7 protein-coding genes and 1 pseudogene are annotated in these 7627 nt (G+C 65.3%); 1 reads left to right on the top strand and 7 read right to left on the bottom strand.

Annotated elements, in window-relative coordinates; all coding sequences use genetic code 11:
- Window positions 1–94: 94 nt before the first annotated feature.
- From ACRDU5_RS09715 to ACRDU5_RS09695, 5 genes and pseudogenes are all read right to left on the bottom strand, one after another.
- A pseudogene (locus tag ACRDU5_RS09715) lies at window positions 95–328 on the bottom strand (hypothetical protein); the annotation flags it as partial.
- An 8-nt stretch (window positions 329–336) separates the two neighbouring features.
- Entirely contained in the window at window positions 337–1950 is a 1614-nt protein-coding gene (locus tag ACRDU5_RS09710; RefSeq protein WP_526614273.1) for a dipeptide ABC transporter ATP-binding protein, read from the bottom strand.
- Complete coding sequence (locus ACRDU5_RS09705; protein ID WP_526614272.1) at window positions 1947–2831, bottom strand: ABC transporter permease; 885 nt, start codon at window positions 2829–2831, stop codon at window positions 1947–1949. Before ACRDU5_RS09705 ends, ACRDU5_RS09710 begins: the two co-directional genes overlap by 4 nt.
- Window positions 2828–3796: an ABC transporter permease gene (locus ACRDU5_RS09700; RefSeq protein ID WP_526614271.1), complete on the bottom strand. Its 969-nt coding sequence runs from the start codon at window positions 3794–3796 to the stop codon at window positions 2828–2830. The genes ACRDU5_RS09705 and ACRDU5_RS09700 overlap by 4 nt, the downstream gene beginning before the upstream one ends.
- Complete coding sequence (locus ACRDU5_RS09695) at window positions 3793–5331, bottom strand: ABC transporter substrate-binding protein (RefSeq protein WP_526614270.1); 1539 nt, start codon at window positions 5329–5331, stop codon at window positions 3793–3795. The genes ACRDU5_RS09700 and ACRDU5_RS09695 overlap by 4 nt, the downstream gene beginning before the upstream one ends.
- A gap of 121 nt (window positions 5332–5452) precedes the next feature.
- Here ACRDU5_RS09695 and ACRDU5_RS09690 point away from each other — a divergent pair, with 121 nt between their 5' ends.
- Window positions 5453–6382 carry an NAD-dependent epimerase/dehydratase family protein gene (locus tag ACRDU5_RS09690; protein WP_526614269.1) on the top strand — a complete coding sequence of 310 codons (930 nt, stop codon included), beginning with the start codon at window positions 5453–5455 and terminating at the stop codon, window positions 6380–6382.
- Here ACRDU5_RS09690 and ACRDU5_RS09685 read toward each other — a convergent pair.
- Together ACRDU5_RS09685 and ACRDU5_RS09680 are read right to left on the bottom strand one after the other, a co-directional pair.
- Window positions 6360–7097, bottom strand: coding sequence for a DUF4333 domain-containing protein (locus ACRDU5_RS09685; protein WP_526614268.1), 738 nt, complete (start codon window positions 7095–7097; stop codon window positions 6360–6362). The genes ACRDU5_RS09690 and ACRDU5_RS09685 overlap by 23 nt on opposite strands.
- 131 nt (window positions 7098–7228) lie before the next feature.
- A partial coding sequence (locus ACRDU5_RS09680) for a sensor domain-containing protein (RefSeq protein ID WP_526614267.1) occupies window positions 7229–7627 on the bottom strand: 399 nt, incomplete at its 5' end.

The following is a 7627-nucleotide window of genomic DNA, read 5'->3' as shown; positions in this document are numbered from 1 at the left end:
CGTCATCAGGATGGCCGGCAACGCCGTGGTGGGCGGAATCCGATGGGCGATGATGCCCCGACGGACGGACCGCGAATCGGTCGCCTAGCCCGGATTAGGTGGCGTGCACGTTGCGCGCACCGACGGTGTTGCGCAGCCCGCTGCAGTTGTAGCAGCCGATGCAGCCGACACAGTCGGTGCAGGCGGCGCAGCCCAGACAGGCGCGTCAGCGGGTGCAGGCGATGCACGCTATACAGGCCAGACACCCGCGCAGCGCGAAAGACAGTGCCGTCAGCGCGCTCCCGGCGATCCCAGCGCTGCTCGCGGTGCCGATCGATCCGGCCACAGCTTCGCCTCTTATCGGGCCACCCGGGGACGGGCGGGCGGCACGGCTGCCAACAGCGCGCGAGTGTAGTCCTGTCCGGGACTGGCGAAAAGTTCCGTGGCGGCGCGGTATTCGATCATCTCGCCGTCGCGCATCACGAGCACATCATGGCTCATCCGCTCGATCACCGCGAGATCGTGACCGATGAACATGTACGTCAGCCCGAGGTCGCGCTGAAGATCCGCCAGCAGGTCCAGCACCCTGGCCTGGACCGAAACATCCAGCGACGAAGTCGACTCGTCCAGGATCAGCAGGTCTGGCTGGGTGGCCAGTGCACGGGCGATGCTTACCCGCTGCCGCTGCCCCCCGGAGAGCTCGTGTGGGTATCGGGATGCGAACGACACCGGCAGGTCGACCAGTTCGAGCAGTTCACCGACCCGCGCTTCGCGCGCCCGCTTTCCGTTGACCAGCTTGTGCACCACCAACGGTTCGGCGATCGACCTCCCCACCCTCGCGCGAGAGTTCAGTGACGAGTACGGGTCCTGGAACACCAGGCTGATCCGTCTGCGCAGGGCCTTCTCGGCGGCGCCGCGCACGCCGAACACGTCGTCGCCGTCCAGGGTCGCGGTCCCGCCATCCGGCCGCACCAGCCCGGTGAGTGCGGCCGCGACCGTCGACTTGCCCGAACCCGACTCGCCCACCAACCCGAGGGTGGTGCCGCGCCGGATGCGGAACGAAAGATCTTTCACCGCATGGACTGTCGACTTGCCGGCGGGGCTGGACACGTCGAACCGGACATCGAGGCCCTCGACCTTGACAAGCACCGGCGCATCGTCGGAGGCGGGTGGGGGACCCGCGCCGCCGATCAGCGGCCGCGCCTTCAGCAGCTTCTTGGTGTAGTCATGCTGCGGGTTGTCGAAGACGTCGACAATCGATGCCTGCTCAACGGCTTCGCCCTCCTGTAGCACCGTCACGTCATCGGCTACCTGGCCGATGACCCCGAGGTCGTGGCTGATCCACACCACAGCGGTGCCGAAATCACGTTGCAGCGTGCGGACCAGTTCGATGATCTGCGCCTGGGTAGTGACATCGAGCGAGGTCGTCGGCTCGTCGGCGATCAACAGCTCAGGGTCGCACGCCAGTGCGATTGCGATCATCACGCGCTGGCGCTGCCCGCCCGACAACTGATGCGGATAGGAGTGCAGCCGCATCTGCGGGTCCGGCAGCCCGACGGCCTCCAGTAGCTCCAGCGCCCGGTCATTCGCCTGCTGCCGGGTCATATTGCGATGTGCCTCAAGCGATTCGGTGATCTGGCGCTCCAGGGTGAGCAGCGGGTTCAGCGATGTGCCCGGGTCCTGAAACACGAAGCCGATCCGCCCGCCGTGCACGCCACGCAACACCCGCGCCGACGCGCCGATCAGCTCGATCGGTTTGTCGCTCGCCAGGGCGCTCGAGCCGCTGGCGACCGCGCCAGGCGCATCCAGCAGCCCGGTCGCGGCAAGCACCGTCATCGACTTGCCGGACCCAGACTCCCCAACGATCCCGAGCGTCTGCTCGCGCTGCACCTGGAACGAGATGCCGCGCACGATCTCGGTAGGGCCGATCCGCACCCGCAGACCGCCGACGCTCAGCACCGGATGGCTCACTGCTTCCTCCGAGCCTCGATCATGGTGCGCTGCTTGGGATCCAGCACGTCACGCAACCCGTCGCCGAGCAGGTTGAAAGCCAGCACGGTGATGAAAATCGCCGCGCCCGGGAACACCGCCATCCACCAGGCGAGCGTCACGAAGCCCTGCGAGTCGAAGATCATCCGGCCCAGCGACGGCTGCGGCGGCTGAATTCCCAGTCCCAGGAACGACAGTGCCGCCTCGGACAGAATCGCGAACGCGAGCGACAACGACGTCTGCACGATCACTGGTCCGGCGATATTCGGCATGATGTGGCGCAGCAGGATGTAGGTGTGTCCCGTACCAAGCGTGCGCGACAGCTGGACAAACGGCTCGACCCGCACGCTCAGAGCGCTGGCCCTGGCCACCCGGGCGAAGATCGGGGTGTAGACGATGCCGATCGCCAGGATCGTCGTTACGACGCCGGGTCCGAGAATTGCGACGATGGCCAACGCGAGCAGCAGCACCGGGAAGGCGAACATCACGTCCACGACGCGCATGAAGACGGTGTCCAACCAGCCGCCGCGGTAGCCCGAGACCACGCCGATCGTCACACCGACGACGACGGCGAACGCCACGCTGACCACCGCCACCTGCAACGACGCCTGGGTGGCGACGAGGACTCGGGACAACACGTCGCGACCCAGCTCGTCGGTGCCGAACCAGTGTGTGCCGCTGGGCGGTTGCAACGCGTTGGGCACGTCGATGTCGTTGACGCCGAACGGCGCAAGCCAGCTCGCGGTCAACGCGAGGAACATGATCAAGACCAAGATGACCGCGCTGATCACCGTCACCGGATTGCTCAGCAGCAAGCGCCAAGACGACACCCGCGAGCTCACGTCGACCGAATTGTCTGTCATGACAACCGAATCCTCGGATCGACAAAGGCGTAGAGCACGTCGACGATCAGGTTGATCAATAGGAACAGCGCCGCGATCAGCAGGACCGCGCCCTGGATGACGGGGTAGTCGCGGGCGGCGACCGCGTTGTAGACGAGCCGCCCCAGGCCGGGCCAGGCGAACACGACCTCAACGACGATCACGCCGCCGAGAATCGTCGCGAGCTGGATCCCGGTGATCGTCAAGATGGGAATAAGCGCGTTGCGGACCGTGTGCCGCAGCGTAACCACCTGCGGCGGAAGCCCTTTGGAACGCGCGGTCCGGACGTACCCCATAGCCGCCACCTCGAGCACCGCCGAGCGGATGTAGCGCGTCATGATCGCCGCTGCGACGAACCCGACGGTCAGGCCCGGCAGGATGATGTGGCGCAGCCAGCCGCCCGGATCCTCCATCAGTGGGCGATACCCGGATGTGGGGAGCCAGCCGAGTGTGGTGGCGAACAGCGCGATCAACAGGATGCCCATCCAGAAGTCCGGGATCGACACACCGAACTGGCTGGTGACACGCACGATGGCGTCGCTGAGCTTGCCTTCGCGCAGCGCGGACCAGATGCCGGCGGGCAGGGCGATCGCCAGCGCGATCAGGATCCCGACGACGCCAAGCGACACCGTGGCGGGCAGCCGGTCGAGCAGGGTCACCGTTACCGGATCACCATTACGGAAGCTGACCCCGAGATCACCGGTCAGCGCGGAACCGACGTAACCGAAGAATTGCAAGATCAACGGGCGGTCGAGACCGCTCGCGGAGCGCAGTGCGTCGTACGCCTGCGGTGTGTAGCGGGTTCCGAGTGCGATGCGCACCGGGTCGCCGGGGACCAGGTGGACCAGCGCGAACACCACGATCAACACGCCCAGCAGCACCACCAGTGAGTACAGCAATCTGCGTGCGAGGAAGCGCACCACCGGATGGGTGAAGACCGCCGTCACGAGGAGCCCATCGGCGCGAGCGACGCGGTGCGGAAGCGGATGGCGCCGTCGCGGCGCGCGTCGTAACCCGAAAGGTTGGTGCTCCAGGCCTGAATCACCGACGGGTTGTAGAGGTAGATGTAGCTGCACTGGTCGGCGATGATGGTGGCCGCTTTGGCGTAAACCGCCGCGCGCGCTTGCCGATTCGTCTCGACACGGCCGGCGTCCAGCAGCCGGTCCACCTCGGGGTTGGAGAACTTCTGGGCGTTGCTCGTCCCGTTGGTGTGGTGTTGGGCGTAGTAGAAGTCGTCGGGGTCGATGTTGCCGAGCCAGCCCATCATCAGCATGTCGAAGTGACCGCTGTTCTGCTCGTCGAGCCACGTCGCGAAATCGACCGTGCGGATGTTCACCGTGATGCCCAGCGGTGCAAGGTTATCGGCGATGATCTGCGCCGCCGTAACGGTCTCGGGGTATTCGCTGGTCACCAGCATGTCCAGGTTCTGCTGGGAGACACCGGCTTCGGCCAGCAATCCCTGGGCCTTGTCGATGTCGTAGTCGTACTTGTCGTATTCCGTGTACCAGGGGTTGCCCTTCGGAATCGCCAGCTGATTCGCGACGGCGGTGCCATAGCTGGTGGCCTGCACGATGGCGCCACGGTCGATCCCATACGCGATCGCCTGGCGTACCCGCACGTCGTTCCACGGCTCGCGGGCCAAGTTGAGTGCCAGATACCAATAGTCATTGCTCGGTATCACCGCGAGCGTGATCGAGTCGTCGTCTTTCAGCTGCGCGACGCGTTGGGTGGGAACCGAATCGGTCCAATCGATTTCGCCCGCCTGCAACGCCGACAACGCGGTGGAGGGCTGGGAGATGAACCGGAACGTGACCCCCGAGACCTGAGGCGGAGGACCCCAGTAGTTCGAATTGGTCTTCAGCGTGATCGAGTCTCCACTCTTCTGAGTCTGGAAGGCGAACGCTCCGGTGCCGATCGGATGCGTTGCGATCTCGCCGCTTTCGACGTTCTTGCGCTGCACGATCGCCATCCCCTTGAAGCCGCCGAGATTCGTCAACAGGTTGGGCGTGGGTTGCTTGACCCTGATCGTGACGGTGTTCCTGTCCGGCGCGGCAACGTCGGTGACGGCGCTGAACTTGTCGACGTTGGCCAGCTGCTCGTCCATGATGCGCCGGTACGAGTAGACGACGTCGTCGGCCGTCAACGGGCTGCCGTCGTGGAACGTGACGCTACGACGCAGATGGAACGTCCAGGTCAGCTGGTCGGGGCTGACTTCCCAGCGCTCGGCGAGCGCGGGCCGCATCTCCAGGTTGGCGTCGGGCTCCACGAGCGTGTCGAAGATGTTCTCGAGTACCTCGAACGAGAAGTACGCGGTGGTCTTGTGCGGGTCGAGTTGGTCGGGCTCGCCGGCGATCGCCGCGATTAGGTTGCCCGACGCCTCGTCGCCGAGGTCGACCCGCTTACCCGTCGAGCACCCGGCCACCCCGAGCACCAGCGCAACGACCGCCGCGGCGGCGCGCACACCCGCTGGTCTCTTCGTCACGACCTCTCCACGACTGTTGCCCGGGTTCGTCGCAGGCCCTCCGGCGTCTACCCGCATGGGGACGATACCGAAACCCCGACGATAGTCCCGTTGAACGTGAGGAGGCGCCTACCATCAGCCCATGCGGGGCAACAAGATCCTGATCACTGGTCCGAGCGGTCAGGTCGCCGCTCCCATCGCCCGGGCGCTCGCGGCCGACAACGAGGTCTGGGGCATTGCCCGCTTCACCGACGCCGCGGCGCGGGAGAGCCTCCAGAAGGCGGGGGTTCGGTGCGAGACCGTCAACCTGGCCGCTGGGGAGTTCGGCGGGCTCCCGTCCGACTTCGATTACGTGCTCAACTTGGCGGTGGCCAAGAGCGGCAAGTGGGATAAGGATCTTGGCGCCAACGCTGAGTCGGTCGGCCTGCTGATGGCCCACTGCCGCGGCGCGAAGGCATTTCTGCATTGCTCGTCGGCGGCCGTCTACGACCCGCCGGACGACGAACCCCGGACCGAGGGTGCCGCCCTGGGCGACAACCACAAGGCGTTGTTCCCCACCTATTCCATCTCCAAGATCGCGGGCGAGGTCGTCGCTCGGTCGATGGCGCGCGCGCTCGGCGTGCCCACCACCATCGCCCGCCTCAACGTCCCGTACGGCGACAACGGTGGATGGCCGTTCTACCACATGGAGATGATGCTCGGCGGCATCCCGATCGCGGTCCCGCCTGGCGGACCGGCCCGCTACAACCCGATCCACGAGGACGACATCATCGCGACCATCCCGAAGCTGCTCGAGGCTGCGTCGGTCCCGACGACGACGGTCAACTGGTGCGGAGAACAGACCGTCAGCCTCCAGGAGTGGTGCACCTACCTGGGCTCACTGGTCGGCAGGGAGCCGGTCTTCGAGGAGAGCGCGCAGGCGCTGCGCGGCAATCCCACCGACATGACCCGGATGCGCGAGCTCATCGGCGGCACCACGGTGGACTGGCACGACGGGATGCGCCGGATGGCGGCCAAGTTTCATCCGGAGCTGGTCGGCGCGGCGCGACCTATTCCTTGGGCGCGTAGCTGAAGTCGATGTTGTCGCCCTCGACGCCCGTGACCGTGAGGGTGTAGACCTGCTCGTCCGATCCATCGGTGACTGTGCAATCGATGGTGTTGTCCTCTTCACCCACGAGGTCGTCGTCGCATGTTGCGGAGTCGGGACGGTGCCCGATCTTTTGCTCCAGGATGTCCAGCAGCCCGGTGGCGATTTCGTTCTTGGTGTAGACCGGGACGAAACTGAGATCCATCAGCAGGCCGTCGACGTCGGTGATCTCCACGTTGCGTCGGAACGTGCCCTTGGGCGCCTCGGTGTCGCAGTAGGTGATGGCGCCCTTCTTGCCATCCAGCCCGGATTCGCAGGACACCGATTCCACCCGCAGCCCGGCATCGGAGTCGCGGGCTGAGATGTACTTTTCCAACTGCTCTTTGGATATCGCGGGGTTGATGTCGTAACTGACCATCGTGCCGTCGACTTTCGTCACGGTGATGACGGGCTGAAAGCTGTTGGTCCGGCTGATCACCACGTCACAACGGGTGGTCTTACCTACCTCGCCTATCAAACTGCCGTCGCAGGTCACCGACTGCGGCTTCTCGCCGGCCTTCGACAACCGATCGGCGATGTCGTTCTGCAGGGCATCCTGCGACACCGTGGGTGTGCTCGTCGTGCCGAACTCGAACGAGCACCCCGACAGCGCCGCGCAACCGACCGCAACCCCGCCGAAAGCCGAAACCAGTGTTCGCATGCGACCTCCTGAGAGGTTTGCCGGGAGGAGCGTTTCGCCACGTCCGCAGAAAATATACCAAGTCGTCAATAACGATCGGGGTTAACTGGAAAACTGCTCAAGGGACGTTTTCGGGCTTCTCGATGCCCGCATCAGTGCTCGGCCGCGTTCTCCAGAATCTGCCTGGCGATCGTTTCCGCATCGTCGTTGGCGTCGTCGTCGCAGGAAAACCCTTCGACGATCACGTTGGACACCACCCCGAGCGCGTGCTGGCACACCCCCTCGAATGTGCCGCCGACGTTTGCGCTCTGCGTGATCATCCTGTCGCTGACTTGCTGAACATCGTCGGCGTCCCACGGGGAGTCCTCGACCAGGGTGTCCGTAGATTCCGCGCAGTCGCGCCATATGTCGCGAGATTGCTCGAAGAACTCGACGGCCGCTTCGGCGGTGTCGAACAGAACGACTGTCTGCTCGATGATGTGTGAGTCGTCCTCGCCAGCGGCATCGATGAGCAACTCGTCGCGAGCCGCCGTCCAGTCACTGTCGACGTG

It is taken from the genome of Mycobacterium sp. (assembly GCF_050701515.1).
Taxonomy (GTDB): Bacteria; Actinomycetota; Actinomycetes; order Mycobacteriales; family Mycobacteriaceae; genus Mycobacterium.
The sequence above is the reverse complement of the archived record's forward strand: the minus strand, read 5'-3'. Positions and strand labels throughout refer to the sequence as shown.